Origin of the sequence: Prauserella isguenensis (assembly GCF_014191605.1) — a bacterium.
Classification (GTDB): Bacteria; Actinomycetota; Actinomycetes; order Mycobacteriales; family Pseudonocardiaceae; genus Prauserella; species Prauserella isguenensis.
Map to the genome: position 1 here is coordinate 1,743,966 of NZ_JACHWU010000001.1, position 17,693 is coordinate 1,761,658.

17 protein-coding genes are annotated in these 17,693 nt (G+C 71.3%); 7 read left to right on the forward strand and 10 right to left on the reverse strand.

Annotation, left to right across the window (positions count from 1 at the left end):
• Positions 1-30 precede the first annotated feature (30 nt).
• The 4 genes from FHS23_RS08065 (at position 31) to FHS23_RS08080 (ending at position 3,194) form a co-directional block, all read left to right on the forward strand.
• Positions 31-633, forward strand: a complete 603-nt coding sequence (locus FHS23_RS08065; protein ID WP_183650163.1) for a DinB family protein — start codon at positions 31-33, stop codon at positions 631-633.
• 2 nt (positions 634-635) lie between these two features.
• Positions 636-1,073, forward strand: coding sequence for a VOC family protein (locus tag FHS23_RS08070; RefSeq protein WP_183650166.1), 438 nt, complete (start codon positions 636-638; stop codon positions 1,071-1,073).
• A gap of 326 nt (positions 1,074-1,399) precedes the next feature.
• On the forward strand, positions 1,400-2,398 hold the full coding sequence (locus tag FHS23_RS08075; protein ID WP_183650171.1) for an acetamidase/formamidase family protein: 999 nt from the start codon (positions 1,400-1,402) through the stop codon (positions 2,396-2,398).
• 34 nt (positions 2,399-2,432) lie between these two features.
• The gene (locus FHS23_RS08080; protein WP_183650173.1) at positions 2,433-3,194 is read left to right on the forward strand and encodes an SDR family NAD(P)-dependent oxidoreductase; all 762 of its coding nucleotides are present in this window, start codon (positions 2,433-2,435) and stop codon (positions 3,192-3,194) included.
• A 155-nt stretch (positions 3,195-3,349) separates the two neighbouring features.
• Here the strand turns inward: FHS23_RS08080 and FHS23_RS08085 are convergent, their stop codons facing one another.
• Positions 3,350-4,825: an ATP-dependent DNA ligase gene (locus FHS23_RS08085; RefSeq protein WP_246381850.1), complete on the reverse strand. Its 1,476-nt coding sequence runs from the start codon at positions 4,823-4,825 to the stop codon at positions 3,350-3,352.
• The gene (locus tag FHS23_RS08090; RefSeq protein WP_343053720.1) at positions 4,726-5,892 is read right to left on the reverse strand and encodes a DMT family transporter; all 1,167 of its coding nucleotides are present in this window, start codon (positions 5,890-5,892) and stop codon (positions 4,726-4,728) included. Before FHS23_RS08090 ends, FHS23_RS08085 begins: the two co-directional genes overlap by 100 nt.
• Positions 5,893-6,042: 150 nt before the next feature.
• Between FHS23_RS08090 and FHS23_RS08095 the strand changes: the two genes are divergently transcribed.
• Complete coding sequence (locus tag FHS23_RS08095) at positions 6,043-6,621, forward strand: TetR/AcrR family transcriptional regulator (RefSeq protein WP_183650176.1); 579 nt, start codon at positions 6,043-6,045, stop codon at positions 6,619-6,621.
• Between the two features lie 172 nt (positions 6,622-6,793).
• Here the strand turns inward: FHS23_RS08095 and FHS23_RS08100 are convergent, their stop codons facing one another.
• A complete protein-coding gene (locus tag FHS23_RS08100) occupies positions 6,794-8,191 on the reverse strand; it encodes a class II fumarate hydratase (protein WP_183650179.1) in 1,398 nt (465 codons plus the stop codon).
• A gap of 282 nt (positions 8,192-8,473) precedes the next feature.
• Here FHS23_RS08100 and FHS23_RS08105 point away from each other — a divergent pair, with 282 nt between their 5' ends.
• On the forward strand, positions 8,474-9,448 hold the full coding sequence (locus tag FHS23_RS08105; RefSeq protein WP_246381855.1) for an NAD(P)/FAD-dependent oxidoreductase: 975 nt from the start codon (positions 8,474-8,476) through the stop codon (positions 9,446-9,448).
• A 4-nt stretch (positions 9,449-9,452) separates the two neighbouring features.
• On the opposite strand, the gene FHS23_RS08110 is transcribed toward FHS23_RS08105, so the two are convergent.
• From FHS23_RS08110 to FHS23_RS08130, 5 genes are all read right to left on the reverse strand, one after another.
• Positions 9,453-10,280, reverse strand: a complete 828-nt coding sequence (locus FHS23_RS08110) for a S1 family peptidase (RefSeq protein WP_183650185.1) — start codon at positions 10,278-10,280, stop codon at positions 9,453-9,455.
• A complete protein-coding gene (gene glpX, locus FHS23_RS08115) occupies positions 10,280-11,320 on the reverse strand; it encodes a class II fructose-bisphosphatase (RefSeq protein ID WP_183650187.1) in 1,041 nt (346 codons plus the stop codon). Before glpX ends, FHS23_RS08110 begins: the two co-directional genes overlap by 1 nt.
• Positions 11,321-11,436: 116 nt before the next feature.
• A complete protein-coding gene (locus FHS23_RS08120; protein WP_343053721.1) occupies positions 11,437-11,763 on the reverse strand; it encodes an exodeoxyribonuclease VII small subunit in 327 nt (108 codons plus the stop codon).
• A gap of 76 nt (positions 11,764-11,839) precedes the next feature.
• The gene (xseA, locus tag FHS23_RS08125) at positions 11,840-13,102 is read right to left on the reverse strand and encodes an exodeoxyribonuclease VII large subunit (protein WP_183650190.1); all 1,263 of its coding nucleotides are present in this window, start codon (positions 13,100-13,102) and stop codon (positions 11,840-11,842) included.
• Positions 13,099-13,956, reverse strand: a complete 858-nt coding sequence (locus tag FHS23_RS08130; RefSeq protein ID WP_183650192.1) for a lipid droplet-associated protein — start codon at positions 13,954-13,956, stop codon at positions 13,099-13,101. The genes xseA and FHS23_RS08130 overlap by 4 nt, the downstream gene beginning before the upstream one ends.
• A gap of 149 nt (positions 13,957-14,105) precedes the next feature.
• Here FHS23_RS08130 and FHS23_RS08135 point away from each other — a divergent pair, with 149 nt between their 5' ends.
• Complete coding sequence (locus FHS23_RS08135) at positions 14,106-15,095, forward strand: 4-hydroxy-3-methylbut-2-enyl diphosphate reductase (RefSeq protein ID WP_183650195.1); 990 nt, start codon at positions 14,106-14,108, stop codon at positions 15,093-15,095.
• A 127-nt stretch (positions 15,096-15,222) separates the two neighbouring features.
• Here the strand turns inward: FHS23_RS08135 and FHS23_RS08140 are convergent, their stop codons facing one another.
• On the reverse strand, positions 15,223-16,302 hold the full coding sequence (locus FHS23_RS08140) for a DUF6542 domain-containing protein (RefSeq protein WP_183650198.1): 1,080 nt from the start codon (positions 16,300-16,302) through the stop codon (positions 15,223-15,225).
• Between the two features lie 215 nt (positions 16,303-16,517).
• On the reverse strand, positions 16,518-17,435 hold the full coding sequence (rmuC, locus tag FHS23_RS08145; RefSeq protein ID WP_183650201.1) for a DNA recombination protein RmuC: 918 nt from the start codon (positions 17,433-17,435) through the stop codon (positions 16,518-16,520).
• Positions 17,436-17,693: the final 258 nt, after the last annotated feature.

The window sequence follows — 17,693 nt, forward strand, 5'->3', positions numbered from 1 at the left end:
CCTGTCCGCATTTGGCGCGAGACTGGGTCCATGACCGAATCGACGTTTCTGACCGACTCCACGGCCCGCGACACGGACGGCACGTGGAACGCGGTGCTGCGGGACCAGCTCACGTGGCACTGGGACAACCAGGTCCGGCCGCGCCTCGACGGGCTCACCGACGACGAGTACTTCTGGGAACCCGCACCGGGCGCGTGGAACGTCCGGCCGCGGGGCACGAGCACGGCGCCCATCCAAGGCGGATCCGGCGCGATGACCATCGAATTCGCCGCCCCGCCGCCCGACCCGGAACCGGTGACGACGATCGCCTGGCGGCTCGGGCACGTGATCGTGGGCGTGCTCGCCATGCGCAACGCCGCGCACTTCGGACGCGCCGCCACCGACTACGTCTCCTTCGAGTACGCCGAGACGGCCGATCAGGCGCTAGCCCAGCTCGACGCCGAGTACGCGACGTGGCTCGCCGGAGTCGAGGCGCTGGGCGAGGAGGGCCTCGCGCAGCCGTGCGGGCCTGCGGAGGGGCCGTTCGCCGACAGCTCGATGGCCAGGCTCGTCCTCCACATCCACCGCGAACTCATCCACCACCTCGCCGAGGTCGCGCTCTTGCGGGACCTCTACCTGCACACGGAGCGCTGACCATGGCACGGCACCTGCAGATCACGATCGACGCGGCCGACCCGGAAACCCTCGGCACGTTCTGGGCCGACGTGCTCGACTACCGGCAGATGGACCCACCCGGCGGGCACGCGACCTGGGACGAGGCGCTCGCCGCGATGGGGGTACCGGAGGAGCGGTGGAACGACGCGAACGCGATCGTCGACCCCGACGGCGAGGGTCCGCGGATCTTCCTCCAACGAGTGCCGGAGGCGAAGGCGGGTAAGAACCGGCTGCACATCGACGTACGCGCCGCGCCGGGACTCGAAGGGGAACCACGGATGGCCGCGCTGGAAGAGGAAGCGGAGCGGCTGGTCGCGCTGGGAGCGAAGCGGCTCGAACGGTTCGAGCCGGCTCCACCGCTCGGTGCCGGGTGGATCGTGATGGCCGATCCCGAGGGTAACGAGTTCTGTTTGGACTGACGGGCCACGGCCGGCGATCCGGTCCCGAGACCGAACGGGCCCGCTCGTCGCCGGCGTGGCCCCCGTGTCCCCGCAGTCCAGCTGTCTGGCTGGAACCACGAGGCCGTACTGACCGGAACGGTCTGCCTCGTCGGGGCGGCCGTCGTGCTCGCCCTGTCCCGGAGCGCGTCGGCGCGAACCCCGGGATGAGACCGGCGGGCTTCAGGGCTGTCCCCCGGTCGCTTGCTCGCCCGGGCTCGCGCTGTGGCTGGCCTCGGCGGGTCTCGTGCGTTAGGAAGGGGCATACGCACGCGCCGGGACGGGGCGGCGCGACCGAGGGAGGTCTTGTGGACGTCGTCGACTACACGCCGGGGCCGGAGCAGTACGCCTGGACGTTCGGTGGCGCCCCTCCGACCCATCGGATCAAGCCCGGCACATTGTTGCGCCTGTGGACCGACGACGCTTTTTGCGGCCGGCTGCGCGACGTCACCGACCTGCCGAGCGTCTCGCTCACCATGCCGTACGTGAACCCGCAGACCGGGCCGTTCCACGTGGAGGGTGCCGAGCCGGGGGACACGTTGGCGCTGCACATCGTGGACCTGACGCCGGCCAGGGGGTGGGGCGCCTCCACGACCATCCCGCTCTTCGGCGGGCTGACCGGTACCGACCGCACGGCGCTGCTGCAGGAACCGCTGCCCGAGCAGACGTGGATCTACGAAGTCAACGGCGACCGCGGCACCGTGGAGTTCGCCGCGCAGTCGACGGACCTGAAGCTCGAACTGCCGATCGCACCGATGCTCGGCACCGTCGGCGTCGCGCCGGCCGCGGGGGAGGCGCGGTCGTCGCTGGTGCCGGACGTCTTCGGCGGAAACATGGACACGCCGGAGATGAAGCCGGGGGTGACGTGCTATCTCGGGGTCAATGTGGACGGAGCGCTGTTCTCCGTCGGTGACGGCCACTACCGCCAGGGCGAAGGCGAATCCTGCGGCACGGCCGTGGAAGGTGCCATGAACGTCACGCTGCTGGTGGACCTGATCAAGGGCGGCGGACCGGCGTGGCCGCGCATCGAGTCGGACGAACACCTCACCGTGATCGGATCGAGCAGGCCGCTCGAGGACGCTTGGCGGGCGAGTCAGGTCGACATGATCCGTTGGCTCGGCGAGCTGTACGGCCTCGACGCCATGGACGGCTACCAACTCGTCACGCAGATCAGCGAGTCGCCGCTGGCGAACGTGTGCGACGCCAACTACAGCGCAGCCACGAAGCTCGCGAAGAACCTGCTGCCCGCCGCCGACCCCTACGACGCGATGCACCGCAGCCTGCGGGAGCGGGCCGCGGCGCTGTGAGGCCCGGACACCGCGACGATACGGAGGACGACCCATGGACCTGGGACTCGGCGGGCTGAAGGCGCTCGTCACCGGAGGCACCAAGGGAATCGGTGCCGCGACCGTGCGCACGCTCGCCGACGAGGGTGCGGCCGTGTCGCTGTGCGCACGCACGAAGTCCGATGTGGACGGAATGGTGGCGGAGCTGCGCGAGGCGGGGCACACCGCCACCGGCAGTGCCGTCGACGTCGGTGACGCCGACGGTATCGGTGAGTGGGTCGCCTCCAGCGCGGAGGAGCTCGGCGGCGTGGACATCGTGGTGGCCAACGTCAGCGCACTCGCCATCCCGGACTCGGAGGAGAACTGGAACGCGAGCTTCCAAGTCGACATGATGCACACGGTGCGTACGGTGAACGCCGCGATGCCGCACCTGGAACGCAGCGGTGCGGGCTCGATCGTCACGATCTCGAGCGTGTCCGGGCGCGAGGTGGACTTCGCCGCAGGCCCGTACGGCACGTTCAAGGCCGCCATCGTGCACTACACGCAGGGCTTGGCGCACCAGCTCGCGGACAGGCCGATCCGGGCGAACAGCGTCTCTCCCGGCAACACGTACTTTCCCGGCGGTATCTGGGCGAGCAACGAGGAGAACAACCCCGAGCTGTTCCAGTACGCCCTGTCGCTGAACCCCACGGGCCGCATGGGCACGCCCGAGGAAGTGGCGAAGGCGGTGGCGTTCCTGGCCAGTCCCGCGGCGAGCTTCGTCACCGGCACCAACCTCGTCGTGGACGGCGCGCTCACCCGCGGCGTCCAACTCTGACACCCGCCGCACGGACGTGGAGGGTTGAACGCACCGGACGTACGACCGGTCGGCGACCTGCCGAACGAACTGGGGAAGACCGCGCGACGGGAGTTGCGGTCGGCCGCCGCGGTCGCGGCGTTGCGGCGGCGAAGCCGGCCGTCGACGCCTCGCGGTCAGCCGCGGAGCATCGCCGTGACCGCGTCGATCGTGTCGGCGTCGGCGGCCTCCTTGTCCGGCCGGTAACGCAGCACCCGCGCGAAACGCAACGCCACACCTCCGGGATAGCGCGTGCTCGTCTGCACTCCGTCGAGCTCGATCTCCACGACGAGTTCCGGTCGCAGGTGGACGGTCCAGTCATCGCTGCCGCGTTGTAGCTCGGGGAAACGGCGGGTCTGCCATTCCAGGAGTTCGTCGGTCAGGCCCTTGAACGTCTTGCCGACCATGATCGGCTCGCCGCCGTCCGGGTCGCGTGCGCCGAGGTGCAGATTGGACAGATAGCCGGTGCGCCTGCCGTGCCCCCACTCCGCGGCCAGCACGACCAGATCCAGCGTGTGCGACGGTTTGACCTTGAGCCACGCGCGCCCTCGTCTGCCCGCGGCGTACGGCGTGTCCGGGTCCTTCACCATCACGCCCTCGTGTCCCGCGTCGAGCGAGGACTCCAACAGAGCCGCCGGATCGGACGGCGCGACCTCGCCGGGAATGACGTGCTCACCCGCGACCCGGTGCAGCGCTTCCCGGCGCTCCCGCAGCGATGCGTCCAGCAGGTCGGTTCCGTCGAGGTGCAGGCAGTCGAAGAAGTACGGCCGCAGCAGCAGTGCCTTGACCTGCTCCTCCCGCGTGCTGCCGAAGCGCGACATCGTCTCCTGGAACGGCCGCGGCCTGCCGTCGTCGGTCAGCGCGAGTGTTTCGCCGTCGAGTACCACCGACGCGCAGGGCAGGCCGCGCACGAGGTCGGCGAGTTCGGCGACCTGCCGGGTGACCTCCCGCAACGTGCGGGTGTAGACGTGCACCTCGTCGCCGTCGCGATGCACCTGGATCCGGGCGCCGTCGAGTTTGTACTCCACGATCGGCTCGGCGATGCCCTCGACGGCCTGGTCGAGTGACTCGGCAGGGGAGGCGAGCATGGGCCGGACCGGCCGCCCGAGTTCGAGCCGGAACGCCAGCAAGGCCTCCCGCCCTCCGGAGGCCGCCGCCGCGGCGGTCTCGGCCAGTCCACCCGAGAGCATCACCGCGCGGCGCACCAGGTCGCCGGGTACGCCGGTGGCCGTGGCGATCGCCTCGATCATCACGCCTTCCAGCGCTCCCTGCCGCAGCTCCCCGGTGAGCAGACGCAGCAGGAAGTCCTGCTCAGCGGAGGTGGCACGAGCCAGCAGGTGCGACAGCAGTTCGGAACGGCGGGCCGCCGACCCGCTGCCGCTCGTGGTGGCGACGTCGCCGAGGTGGGTGTCGACCTCGGCGACGGTCAGGGTCGGCGTCTCCGCCGGTCGTCCGAGCAGGCCTCGCAGGGTTCGCCACCCGACACCGATGCGGCCCTGCGTCGGCGCGCCGGTCAGGAACGCGACCGTGGGCGCAAGCTCGCCCACCTGCGCGCGGCCCAGGACGTCCGCCAGGATCGCGGTCTTGGCCTTGCGTGATCGCGTGGCGGCCAGCTCGCCGGAGGCGCGGACGACGTCGTCCAGGTGCAGGCCGGCGGGGCGGGACTCGGTGTCGACGGGTCGGCCGGACTCGGGGTCGCGGTGTTCGAATCCGCCGGGGCCGGGGCCGGGGCCGGGGCCGGGGCCGCGGTGCTGGGAGTCGCGGTGCTGGGAGTCGCGCTGCATGGCTCCATCGTCGCGCGCGAGGCCGACATCTCGCGTGGTGAACGCAGCGCGAGCAGCACGGCACCGAAGCACACGACGAGTCCCGCCAGGCCCTCGAGGGTCACCGGCTCCCCGAACATCAGCAGCGCGGCGAGCATCGTCGTCGGCGGGGTCAGGTACAGCAGGGTCGACACCCGGCGCACCGAGCCACGCCGGGCCACGGCCCAGTAGAACCCGTAGCCGCCGAATGTCGACAAGACGACCAACCAGGTGATCGCGAGCCAGAAGTCGCCCGACGCCGGTGGTGCGACGTCGCCCGTGAGGGCCGCGACCGGCATGAACACGAGGGTGGAGAGTGCGGCCTGGATCAGCAGCGACTCGGCGAGCGGCAGCGAGGAGGGGAGCCTGCGCTGCGCGAACGTGCCCGCCACGAGGCTGAGCATCGCCAGCAGCGGCAGTGTGTACGCGAGGGTGGGTGCGCTGCCCGAGAGGTCGCCCGACACCACGAGCGCGACCCCGCCGAGGCCGAGGATCAGGCCGAACCACTGCGTCGCGGATGTGTGCTCACCGAGGAGCGGACCCGACAGTGCCGCGGCGACGATCGGTTGCAGTGCCGCGATCAGCGCCGACGTGCCCGCCGGAACGCCCAGTTCGGCCGACCACACGACGCCCGACAGGTAACCGACTTGCGTCAGCAGTCCGAGCAACCCGTGCACACCGAGCTCGCGCAGTGGGATGTGCCGCCGTCGGAAGGTCAGCCACCACAGCCCCAGCAGTGCGGTGACCGCCGCGAACCGCCAGGCCAGCAGCGTCGCGCTGCTCGCGAGGGCGGTGCCCATGGTCGCGCCGATGAACCCCGAGCTCCACAGCAGTACGAATCCCACCGCGAGTCCGGCGTCGGTGCGTGACGTCCCCACGAATCCTCCTCTGCCTACCACCTGAGCGATGTATACTGACCGGTATAGCTACTAGTACTATACAGATCTGTTTACCGTCAAGGAGGATCCGGCAGCGTCCGCACGATCGCCCAACCGGACGCGTTCCGCGCGGCCCCTTAGGATCGAGACATGAGCGAACAGCCGGCGATGACACCCGCGGCCGAGCGGGTGCTCGAGGTCGTGGAGAAACTGTTCTACGACAACGGAATCCACGCCGTCGGCGTCGACATGATCGCCGCCGAGGCCGGAGTCACGAAGAAGACGCTCTACGACCGGTTCGGTTCGAAGGACGCGATCGTCCGGCTCTACCTCGAACGCAGGGACGCCCGGTGGCGTGAACACGTGACCGCGGTCGTCGAGCAGCCCGGCAGGTTCGGTCCCCGACGGCGCGTGCTCCTGATGTTCGACGCCCTGGAGTCGTGGATGGCCGCCGAGAATCCGCGTGGCTGCGCGTTCGTCAACGCGCTGGCCGAACTGCCGGATCCGGACCATCCCGCGCGCCCGGCGATCGCGAGCGAGAAGCAGTGGGTGCTGGACTACCTGCGACGGCTCGTGCGCGACACCGGAGCCCGCAACCCGCGCAAGCTCGCGGCGTCCCTGTTCATGCTGTTCGAGGGCGCCGCGGTGGCGGCCTCGGTCGACGTCGTCCCCGGGGCGGTGGCGGGTGCCAGGGACGCGGCCCGGCAGTTGCTCGACGCCGCGCTGTGAGGCGGGCCGGCGTCAGCCCAGGCGCGCCTGCACTCCGTCGAGGATCACTTCGAGGCCGAACGTGAACACGTGCGCCGGGTACGTGGAGCGAACTCCGCGCCCACCGCCGCGCCGAATCGGCGGCGTCGACCCACGTGGGGCCGCCCCGGTGCGAGGCGGCCCCATGTCGTCGTCATTTGCCGCCGCGCGCCATGCCGAGTACGTCGAGGGCCTCGTCGAGCTGGGCCTCGGTGAGCTTGCCCTGCTCGATGTAGCCGCGTTCGACCACGACCTCCCGGATCGTCTTCAGCTCCTTGAGGGCCTGCTTGGCCACGGCCGCGGCCTCCTCGTAGCCGATGTAGGCGTTGAGCGGCGTCACGATCGACGGCGAGCCCTCGGCGTAGGCCTGGGTGCGTTCGGTGTTGACGGTCAGGCCCGCGAACACCTTGTCGGCCAGCAGCCGCGACACGGCCGACAGCAGCCGCGCCGACTCCAGCACGTTGCGCGCGATCACCGGAAGGTTCACGTTCAGCTGGAAGTTGCCCTGCGATCCGGCGAACGCGACGGCCGCGTCGTTGCCGACCACCTGTGCCACCACCTGCAGCGTCGCCTCCGGGATGACCGGGTTGACCTTGCCCGGCATGATCGACGACCCGGGCTGCAGATCCGGCAGTGCCAGTTCGGACAGTCCCGTGCGCGGCCCGGAGCCGAGCCACCGCAGGTCGTTGGCGATCTTGTTCAGCGACACCGCCACCGTGCGCAGATGCCCGGAGGTCTCGACCACGCCGTCCTGCGAGGCCTGCGCCTCGAAGTGGTTGCGCGCCTCGGCGAGCGGCAGGTCGGTCACCTTGGCGAGTTCGTCGGCGACGGCCGAGCCGAATCCGGCGGGCGCGTTGAGCCCGGAGCCGACCGCCGTTCCGCCGATGGGCAGCTCCCCGAGCCGGGGCAGGCCGCTGCGCAGGCGCTCGATGCCGAACCGCACCTGTGACGCCCACGCGCCCGCCTCCTGGCCGAGCGTGATCGGGACTGCGTCCATCAGGTGGGTGCGCCCCGACTTCACGATCTCGGACCACTCGGCGGCCCGCTGCTCGATCGTCGTCGCCAGGTGTTCGAGTGCCGGGACGACGTCGGTGAGCACGGCCTCGGTCGCGGCGACGTGAATGGTGGTCGGGAACGTGTCGTTGGACGACTGCGAGGCGTTGACGTGGTCGTTCGGGTGCACGTCCCGGCCCAGCGCGCGGGAGGCGAGGGTGGCGATGACCTCGTTGGCGTTCATGTTCGACGACGTGCCCGAGCCGGTCTGGAACACGTCGATGGGGAAGTGGTCGTCGTGGCGGCCCTCGGCGACCTCGTCGGCCGCGCTCGCGATGGCCGCGGCCACCTCGGCGTCGAGCACCCCCAGGCGCGCGTTCACCCGGGCGCAGGCCGCCTTGAGCAGCCCGAGTGCGCGGATCTGGGCGCGTTCCAGGCCCGCGCCGGAGATCGGGAAGTTCTCCACCGCCCGCTGTGTCTGTGCGCGGTACAGGGCGTCGGCCGGAACCTTGACCTCGCCCATCGTGTCGTGTTCGATCCGGAATTCCTGCTCTGCCATGTCCCCAGTCTGCTCCCGGGGCCGCCCGATCCGCCGGGTGTCGTGCGGCACGTCGCCGAGACGGGCGGCACGTCGGCGGCCGGGCGCGGGAGACGGGGCGGCGCCGACTGTCGCGGCGGTCACACCATCGGCGTCACGGCATTACGATCAAGAGTGCGCCTACTCATCGACGGCGGAAAGGGCGGTGCGCCCATGGCCGAACCAAGGGAGACCTCCGAGACGACGGGGCTCACGGAAACGACGGGTCCCACCGGGGCGGCTCAGCTCGCCGAGGTCGACGTGCTGATCGTCGGCGCGGGACCGACCGGGCTGTTCGCGGCTTACTACGCGGGGTTCCGCGGGTTGTCGGCGGCGATCGTCGACTCGCTTCCCGAGGCGGGCGGCCAGGTCACGGCCATGTACCCGGAGAAGATGATCTACGACGTGGCCGGATTCCCCGGGGTGCGCGGACGTGACCTCGTGAAAGGTCTCGTCGAACAGGCGAACCAGTGGAATCCGCGGTACCTGCTCGGCCGCAAGGCCCACGCGCTCGACGACGACGGCGAGCGGCTCACGATGACGCTCGACGGCGAGTCCGGCGGGGAGACCGTGCGCGCCAAGGCGGTGCTCATCACCGCGGGTATCGGTGAGTTCACGCCACGGCCGCTGCCCGCGGGCGACGGCTGGCTCGGCCGAGGCATGGTGCACTTCGTGCCCGCGCTCGACGAGCACGCGGGCAAGGATGTCGTGGTCGTCGGCGGCGGCGATTCGGCGTTCGACTGGGTGCTGGCGTTGCACCCGGTCGTCCGCAGCGTGACGCTCGTGCACCGCAGGGCCAAGTTCCGCGCGGCCGAGTCGATCATCCGCGAGGCCCGTGAGGCCGGCATCAGGATCATCACCGACGCCGAGGTCGCCGAACTGCGCGGCGACGCCGACGGCACGCTCGCCGAGGTGGCGCTGGAGATCAAGGACCCGGACACCAAGGAAACCCGACCGGAGGTGCTGCCCGCGCAGACGGTCGTGGCCGCACTGGGCTTCACCGCCGACCTCGGGCCGATCGAGGACTGGGGCCTGGAGATCCACCAGCGTTCGATCACCGTGGACTCGACCATGGCGACGGCACGCCGGAGGATCTACGCCGCGGGCGACGTCGCCGCCTACCCCGGCAAGGTCAAGCTCATCGCGACGGGATTCGGCGAGGCCGCTACCGCGGTCAACAACATCGCCGTCGAACTCGACCCGTCGGCCCGGCTGTTCCCGGGCCACTCCAGCGGCTGAGCGGTCAGCGCGCGACCGTCGCGTCGATCCACGGCGCGTAGGCCGTGGCGGAGGTGTAGATCGACGGGGACGTGCCGCAGACGGGCTTGTTGTTGCCGGACCGGCTCGACATGCCCACGAGGCGCCACCGCTCGCCCGCCCGCACGAGCTGTGGTCCGCCCGAGTCGCCGTAACACGCACCCGCACCGTCGGGATTGCCCGTGCACACCTCGGACGCCGCGTCGAACCCGGCGGCACACCGTTCACCGTCGACGACCTGCGTGTCGACCTGTTGCAGCGTCACCGGGGCCTCGCCGCAGCCGTTCTCCGGGCACGTCTGGCCCCAGCCGAGCAGCCGCGTCGGCGTGCCGGGCTCCGTCGGTGCCGGACCCTCGGGTGCAGCGGCGTCGGAGGGTGCGTCGGCGCCCGCGATCTCGACGGGCTGTGCCGACACGGGAGCGCTCAGCCGGACGAGCGCGAGGTCGCCGGTCGAACCCGGGTACTGGTAGGACGGGTGGACGACGACCTCCGCGGCGTCGGCGACCTCGCCGCCCTTCGTCCGGTCGGTGCTGCCGATCCGGGCCCTCAACACGGCGGGGTCCTGAGCCTCGCCGCCCGCGCCCTGCACGCAGTGTGCCGCGGTGACCAGCCACTCCGGCCGCAGCAGCGCGGCGCCGCACACGTGCTCGCCCCGGTCCTGCAGCGACGCCATGAACGGGTATGTCTCGCCCGCCGGCGTACCGCCGACCAGATCCGGCTGCACCGACGCGGATGCCGTGGGTGCCACGACGGTCGCCAGGCAGGCCGCGACGGCCGAGACGACGGTGGCGAAACGAGTGAACCCGCCTCGCATCAGGGGATCGGCGGGACGGCGGTGCCGATGTCGCCGTCGAAGTCGACCGTCGAGAACGTGCGCAGCTTGTTCAGCCGGTGGTAGCCGTCGATCAGCCGCACGGTGCCGGATTTCGAGCGCATGACGATCGACTCCGTCGTCGCGCCGCCGGCGCGGTAGTGCACGCCGCGCAGCAGGTCGCCGTCGGTGATGCCGGTCGCGCAGAAGAACACGTTGTCGCCGCGCACGAGGTCGTCGGTGGTGAGCACCCGGTCGAGATCGTGGCCTGCGTCGATCGCCTGCTGCCGCTCGTCGTCGTCCTTCGGCCACAGCTTGCCCTGCAGCTCGCCGCCGAGGCACTTGAGCGCCGCCGCGGCGATGATGCCTTCGGGAGTGCCGCCGATGCCGAGCAACATGTCGACACCCGAGTTGGACCGGGCCGTCGCGATCGCGCCCGCGACGTCACCGTCGCTGATGAAGCGGATGCGCGCCCCGGCCTCGCGGACCTCCTTGACCATCGTCTCGTGCCGCGGCCGGTCCAGGATGCACACCGTGACGTCGGAGACGCTGCTCTGCTTCGCCTTCGCGACACGCCGGATGTTCTCCGCGATGGGCGCGTCGATGTCGACCACACCGGCGCCCTCGGGACCGACGGCGATCTTCTCCATGTAGAACACCGCGGACGGGTCGAACATCGCGCCCCGCTCGGCCACGGCCAGCACGGCCAGCGCGTTCGGCATGCCCTTGCTCATCAGGGTCGTGCCGTCGATCGGGTCGACGGCGACGTCGCACTGCGGCCCGTCGCCGTTGCCGACCTCCTCACCGTTGAACAGCATGGGCGCCTCGTCCTTCTCGCCCTCGCCGATCACGACCACGCCGGACATCGACACGGTCCCGATGAGCTGACGCATCGCGTCGACCGCGGCGCCGTCGCCACCGATCTTGTCGCCCTTGCCGACCCAACGGCCCGCCGCCATCGCCGCGGCCTCGGTCACCCGGACGAGCTCCATGGCGAGGTTGCGGTCGGGCGCCTCGCCCCGTCTCGGCGTGCTGGTGGTCATGCTGCCTCCCGAGGTGGGTGTCGCGTCGGTACGCGCTCGACGAAGATCGGCGCGGAAACTGCTTACAGTCTGCGCGATGCTGCGTTCATGGAGTTGTCGCGGACGTCACGGCGGTGTCACTCCCGCGAGCTGCCGTTCGACCCGCCCGCGGTGTCGCCCGCGTCGGCGTCGGAATCGTCCTCAACGGTAGCCAGCGCGGCTTCGATACGCTCGCGGGCGCCTGCGAGGTGCGTCTCGCACAGCCGCGCCAGCTTCTCGCCACGCTCCCACAACGCCAGCGACTGTTCGAGGGACAGGCCGCCCGCCTCGAGCTCCCGTACCACCTCGACGAGCTGGTCGCGGGCCTGCTCGTAGCCCAGGCCGGACAGGTCGTCGGGGTCGTTGTTGTCGGGGTCACTGTTGTCGGGGGCGCTGTCGGGGGTGTCGCCACCGGATTCGCTCACGTCGCGGTTCGCCTCACGTCTCGGATGCGTGCCTGCCGGACACCGCGCCTCCGCCGAGACCGGGTCCGGGCGCACACTATCGCGTGGTCGCCGAGATCGCGCCGTCGGTGACCCGCACTCGCAGCTCCGTGCCCTCGGACACCTCGTCGACGGACCGCAGCACCTTCAGTTCGCCGTCGGCGTCGACGTACTGCACGACGGCGTAGCCGCGTTCGAGTGTCGCCGACGGGCCGAGCGCCGTCAGCCGGGCACGCGCGGCGGCCAGGGCGCTCTGTTCGTGCGTCAGCGTGGTCATGACGGCCCTGCGGGCCCGTTCGACGTGGAGTTGGACGTCGGCCTCCCTGCGCTCGACCGGGCCGAGCGGATCGGCCAGGCAGGGACGGCTGCGCAGCTGATCGAGCTGCCTGCGCTGGCCGTCGACCCAGCCGTGCAGTGCCCGCCGCGCACGGTCGCGCAGCTGGTGCACCCGCGCGGTCTCCTCGCCGACGTCGGGCACGATCGTCTTCGCCGCGCCCGTCGGCGTCGAACAGCGCACGTCCGCCACGTTGTCCAGCAACGGCGAGTCCGGCTCGTGGCCGATGGCGCTGACGACCGGCGTGCCCGCCGCGGCCACCGCCCGGCACAGTGTCTCGTCCGAGAACGGCAGCAGATCCTCGACGCTGCCGCCGCCCCGCGCGATGACGATGACGTCGACCTCGGGGTTCGCGTCGAGGTCCGACAGGGCCTGCACGACCTGCGGTACGGCCTTCGCGCCCTGCACCGCTGTGTTGACGACGTGGAACTTCACGGCGGGCCAGCGGTTCTGCGCGTTGGCCAGCACGTCGTGTTCCGCTGCCGAGGCGCGCCCCGTGATCAGACCGATGCCGCGTGGCAGGAAGGGCAGGGGACGTTTCCGTTCCTGCGCGAACAGGCCCTCGGCGGCGAGGAGCTTGCGGAGCCGTTCGATCCGTGCGAGCAGTTCGCCGATGCCGACCGCGCGGATCTCGCTCGCCCGCAGGCTCAACGTGCCGCGGCCCAGCCAGAACGACGGCCGCGCGTGCACGACCACGCTCGCGCCCTCGCGCAATGGCGGGTCGATCGACCGCAGCATGCGCTGCTGGCAGGTCACCGACATCGACACGTCGGCGGCCGGATCGCGCAGCGTCAGGAACGCCGTCTGCGTGCCGGGACGTGCCGAGATCTGCGTGATCTGCCCGTCGACCCACACCGACCCGAGGCGGTGGATCCAGTCGGCGATCTTCCGCGCGACCGTGCGGACCGGCCACGGGTTGTCGGACGTCGACGGCTGCGCGCCCGCGTTCTGGGAGCCTTCCTGGGTGCCCCGTGCGTCCGTGCTCACGACGTGGTGGTCTCGCCGCTCGTGGTGTCCGCGCCGCCGTCACCGGCCGTGGTGGAGCCGTCTGCGGGGGCATTGTCGGTAGCGTCCGACTCGGCCTGCACGTTGGCGATCCGGCGGCTCAGCATGCCCGTGAACGACGGCCGGTTCTCGTTGTCCCGTTCGTACTCGAGGAGCTGTTCCAGCTCGGCCGAGGAGAACGACCGCAGCCGGGAACGCAGCTCGGGCAGGCTGAGGGCGTCGTAGTCGCTCACGCCCGCGGGCCCCGACGACGTCGACCGTCCGGCGGGCTTCTGTCCGGTAGCCGGGTTGTCGGTAGCCGTGCCGCCGGTGGCCGCCGCGGAGTCTCCGGTGTCGTCGCGACGAGGCGTGGCCGCGGTGGCCGCATCCCGGGTGCCCGTGTCGTCGCCGGCCGGGTTCGTGCCGGCCGTGTCGGTGCCGACCGTGCCGACGGGGCCGCCCGTCGTCGACACGATGTTGGTGTCGGCGGCGTCGAACTCCCCGTCCTCGTGTTCCTCGCCCAGCGCCTGCGACTCGGCGTCCCACGGGTCGTCGAACGCGGCCGCCGACCCCGGGGTGCCGGACTCGGCCCACGCGGCCGCCGCCGCAGGGTCGTCGTCCTCGTCGAACGTCGCCCAGTTGGGCTCGTCCTCCACTCCGCGGAACGCCGCGAGCGCGTCGTCACCCTTGATCGCGAGCTCCGTGACGTGCTGCTGCACCCGCATCGAGGTCTGCAGCACCTGGCTCGCGACCGTCACCGGGAGTTCCGTCAGGTGTTTCGGCAGGTCACGAACCGTGTCGGCGGTCGAAGCGGCGAGGCCGGCCGCGACCCGCACCGGGAACGGGAAATGCTTCATGCGCCAAGACTGCCGCACCGGGCTCCGCCTGCCCAGCCCCACCCCGCTCCCGGACGGCCGACATCGCCGCGGAATGCCGGTGCACCGCGGCCGACGCCACATGCCTCGCGCGGTGACGGCCCTTTCGTGCGGTCCGTACCCTGGTACCCATGAGTGCAGCCAGCCCCAGCGGTGACCAGAACGGCAAGCGTGTGCTGCTCGCGAAGCCGCGCGGGTACTGCGCCGGTGTCGACCGTGCGGTGATCACGGTCGAGAAGGCGCTCGAGATGTACGGCCCGCCCGTCTACGTTCGCAAGGAGATCGTCCACAACCGTCATGTCGTGGACACGCTGCGGGAACGGGGCGTGATCTTCGTCGACGAGACCACCGAGGTGCCCGAGGGCGCTCTCGTCGTGTTCTCGGCGCACGGGGTCTCGCCCGCGGTGCACGAAGAGGCCGAGAAGCGGAACCTGCGCACGATCGACGCGACCTGCCCGCTCGTGACGAAGGTCCACAAGGAGGTCAACCGGTTCGCCCGGGACGATTACGACATCATGCTCATCGGCCACCACGGCCATGAGGAGGTCGAAGGCACTTCCGGTGAGGCTCCCGAGCACGTCCAGCTCGTCGACACGCCGGAGGACGTCGAGCAGGTGAAGATCCGCGACCCGGAGAAGGTCGTGTGGCTCTCGCAGACGACGCTGAGCGTCGACGAGACGATGCAGCGCGTCGACCAACTCCGCGAGCGTTTCCCCGGCATCGCCGACCCGCCGAGCGACGACATCTGTTACGCCACGTCGAACCGTCAGGTGGCGGTCAAGGCGATGGCGGCCGAGTGCGACCTCGTGCTGGTGGTCGGTTCGCGCAACTCGTCGAACTCGCAGCGGCTGGTCGAGGTCGCGCTGCAGGCGGGCGCCAGCGACGCCCACCTGATCGACTACGCCAACGAGGTCGACCCGGCCTGGCTCGACGGCGTCACGACCGTCGGCGTGACCAGCGGCGCGTCGGTGCCCGACGTGCTCGTGATGGAACTGCTCGACGACCTGGCCGAACGCGGCTGGGACGACGTGCAGGAGGTCACGACGGCCAACGAGAAGATCTCGTTCGCACTGCCCCGTGAGCTGCGCTCCGACAAGGAGACGCGCAGCAGCGTGCGCTGAGCCGGCGGGCCCCGCCGGACGACACCGACGATCACGCAGTGAGGCCGCCCTTCCCGCGATCGGGGAGGGCGGCCTCACTACGTGCGTCCGCCGCATCGGCGCACGTGGGCGGATGCGGCGGGTGGGGTCAGTCCTCGGCGTCCCAAGGGCGGCGGCGCTGCTGGTCGCGGCCGGGCGGCGGCTCGGCTCCGCGGGGCCGCTTGGGCCGCTGTGGAGGATCCGGACGCTCGCCGCGTGGCGGCCGCTGCGGTCGCTTGGGTCCGGGGCCAGCGTCGGGCGGAGGCGTTCTCGGGGTGCGAGGCGGGCGCCGATCTGCGGGCGGCGGAGTGCGGGATCCGCGATCCTGATCGACGGGGCGGGGACGGCGCGGCGGCGGTGCGTCCTCCGGCCCGCGCGGGGCCCGTCCGGGCGGACCGTCGGCGGGACGGCCCCGGCGCTGCGGTTCTCCGGGCCCCGGTTCTCCGTGCCCCGGTTCTCCACGAGCCGGTTTGCCGCGTCCTGCCGGGCCGTCGGGGAGGTCCTCCGGCGGACGGGGTTTGCGCTGGCGTCCTGACGTGCCCGAGTCGCCCGCGGGGCGCCTGACTGCCGCCGCACCCGCGTCGGCATCCGCGGCCGGGACACCCGGAGTCTTGTCCTTCGGGCTCTTCGCAGGCCGCTTCTCCTTCGGAGGTGCGGGCCGATCCCCGGCGCCGTCCTCGTCCCGGCTGCGCGTGCGTTTGGAGGTGTCCCTGACGGGCCTGTCGGGGTCGCGCTCCCGGTAGATACGGAACACGCCGAGGGCGACCGTCAGACCGGTCGCGATCGCCATCACCGGGAAGTTGTTGATCAACGGCGTGCTGATGGCCAGCACGTCGGCCAGCATGTCGTTGCTTTCCGGTAGCGACGACCCGGTGAGCACGACCAGGGGCACGGCGACGGCCATGACCAGCGGTGGCTGGACCATCGGCCCGAACAGGTTGCGCCTGCGCACCGCCGCGACGGCGGCGAGCGCGCCCGCGACGTAGATCAACTGGAACGGCAGGCCGAGTCCGTCGGTCACCTGCGTGCTCAGTACCGCACCCGCGATCGCCGTGACCAGGGCGAGCAGGACCGCTCCCCACCAGGGCAGACCGCGCCGGGCACCGAGCACGAGACGTTCGTCCCAGTGGACGGGCTCGTCCTCGTTCGCGGCGTCAGGATCGCTGCGGCGATCTCGTGTGGCGGTCACAGGGCAACACCGTAGCCGGTAGATCGGCCACGATCGCCAAGGATCCTCGACGTTCGTCGCACCGGGTGGTCGAACGTGCCTCTGCTCCGTGACATCCGGCACAACCGTGACCTTTCGTGTGAAGGCCGGATGAGCCCGGGCGCCGGGACTCGGGTGATTCGTCGGGTTGCCGGTTCGGTCACAGTGCCGCGGGCAGGAAACCCGACGTGCGGTCCTCAGTTCGCGGAAGCCTCGTCGCTCTTCCGGATCGCGGGCACGGGCGCCGGGCTGGCCGCGGCCTCCGTCAGCGGCGCGACCGTGCCGCGGAAGTTCTCCAGCGCCTCCAACTCCCGCTTACGGGCGGACAGGAACCGCTGCAGGTGCGTGCTGGACAGGTTCACGGCGTCCACGGCGCCCGCGGCCGCGCGGTGGGCCGACGCAGCGGAGGCCCGTACCTGTTCGACGTCGTCCAGCAGGGTGCGTTCGGTCGCGGCGAACATGGCCGCCGAGGCGATGACGGCGAAGCCCGTCGGGCCGCACAGGAACACGCGCCGGTCGAGCATCCACCGCAGCAGCTCGGGGTCGGTGTCGAGCGCGGCGACGACCGCGGCGTCCGAAGGCACGAACATGACCGTGCCGTAGATCGCGTCGGCCCAGCGCTGGTAGCCCTTTCCCGCCAACTCGGTCGCGCGGGAGCGCAGGTTCCGCACGTGGACGCGCAGGGCGTCGAGGCGTTCGTCGGGATCGTCGGTCTCGACCGCTTCGGCCCAGATCGCCAGACTCGCCTTGGCGTCGACCGGCACGGTGCGGTCGCCACCGACACGCAGGACCATGTCCGGTTTCGCCGCGCCACCGCCTGCGAGGTCGGTCTGCAGCGTGTAGTGCAGGCCTTCGCGCAGGCCGAGTGCGCGGGCGGTCTCGACCAGTACGTGTTCGCCGAGCTCGCCCCTGCCGCTGATCGAGGCGAACGCCACCTCGTACCGCCGGAGCGCCGCCTGCTGCTGGTCGAGCTTCACTCGTTCCGCCTCGACCTGCCTGGCGGCGTCGTCGGCACGGCGCATGCCGTCCTGGTAGAGCCGCCACAGCAGGACGACCGCGCCTGCGAGCAGTACCGCGGCCACCGTCGCGACCGCGGCGAACACCGTCGAAGCCACAGGGCACGCTCCTCGTTCGTCGTCCGGCTTGCCGGCCGGTCCGGCCCGGGGGTCCGGCACGTCCGCACCTCCGCATGTCCGCACATCCGCCGGGGGTCACGTCTCGGCGGTCACGGTCCGGGTGTCGTGCCGCATCATGGCGCACACCCCCGACAGAAAACGGCCGGCGGGAGCCTGCAGCGTAAAGGGAACACACGTTCTAGTGACACGCCGGGTGGGCGTGCGGGGTTCTGTCGGGGCCGGCACCTAGCGTTGATC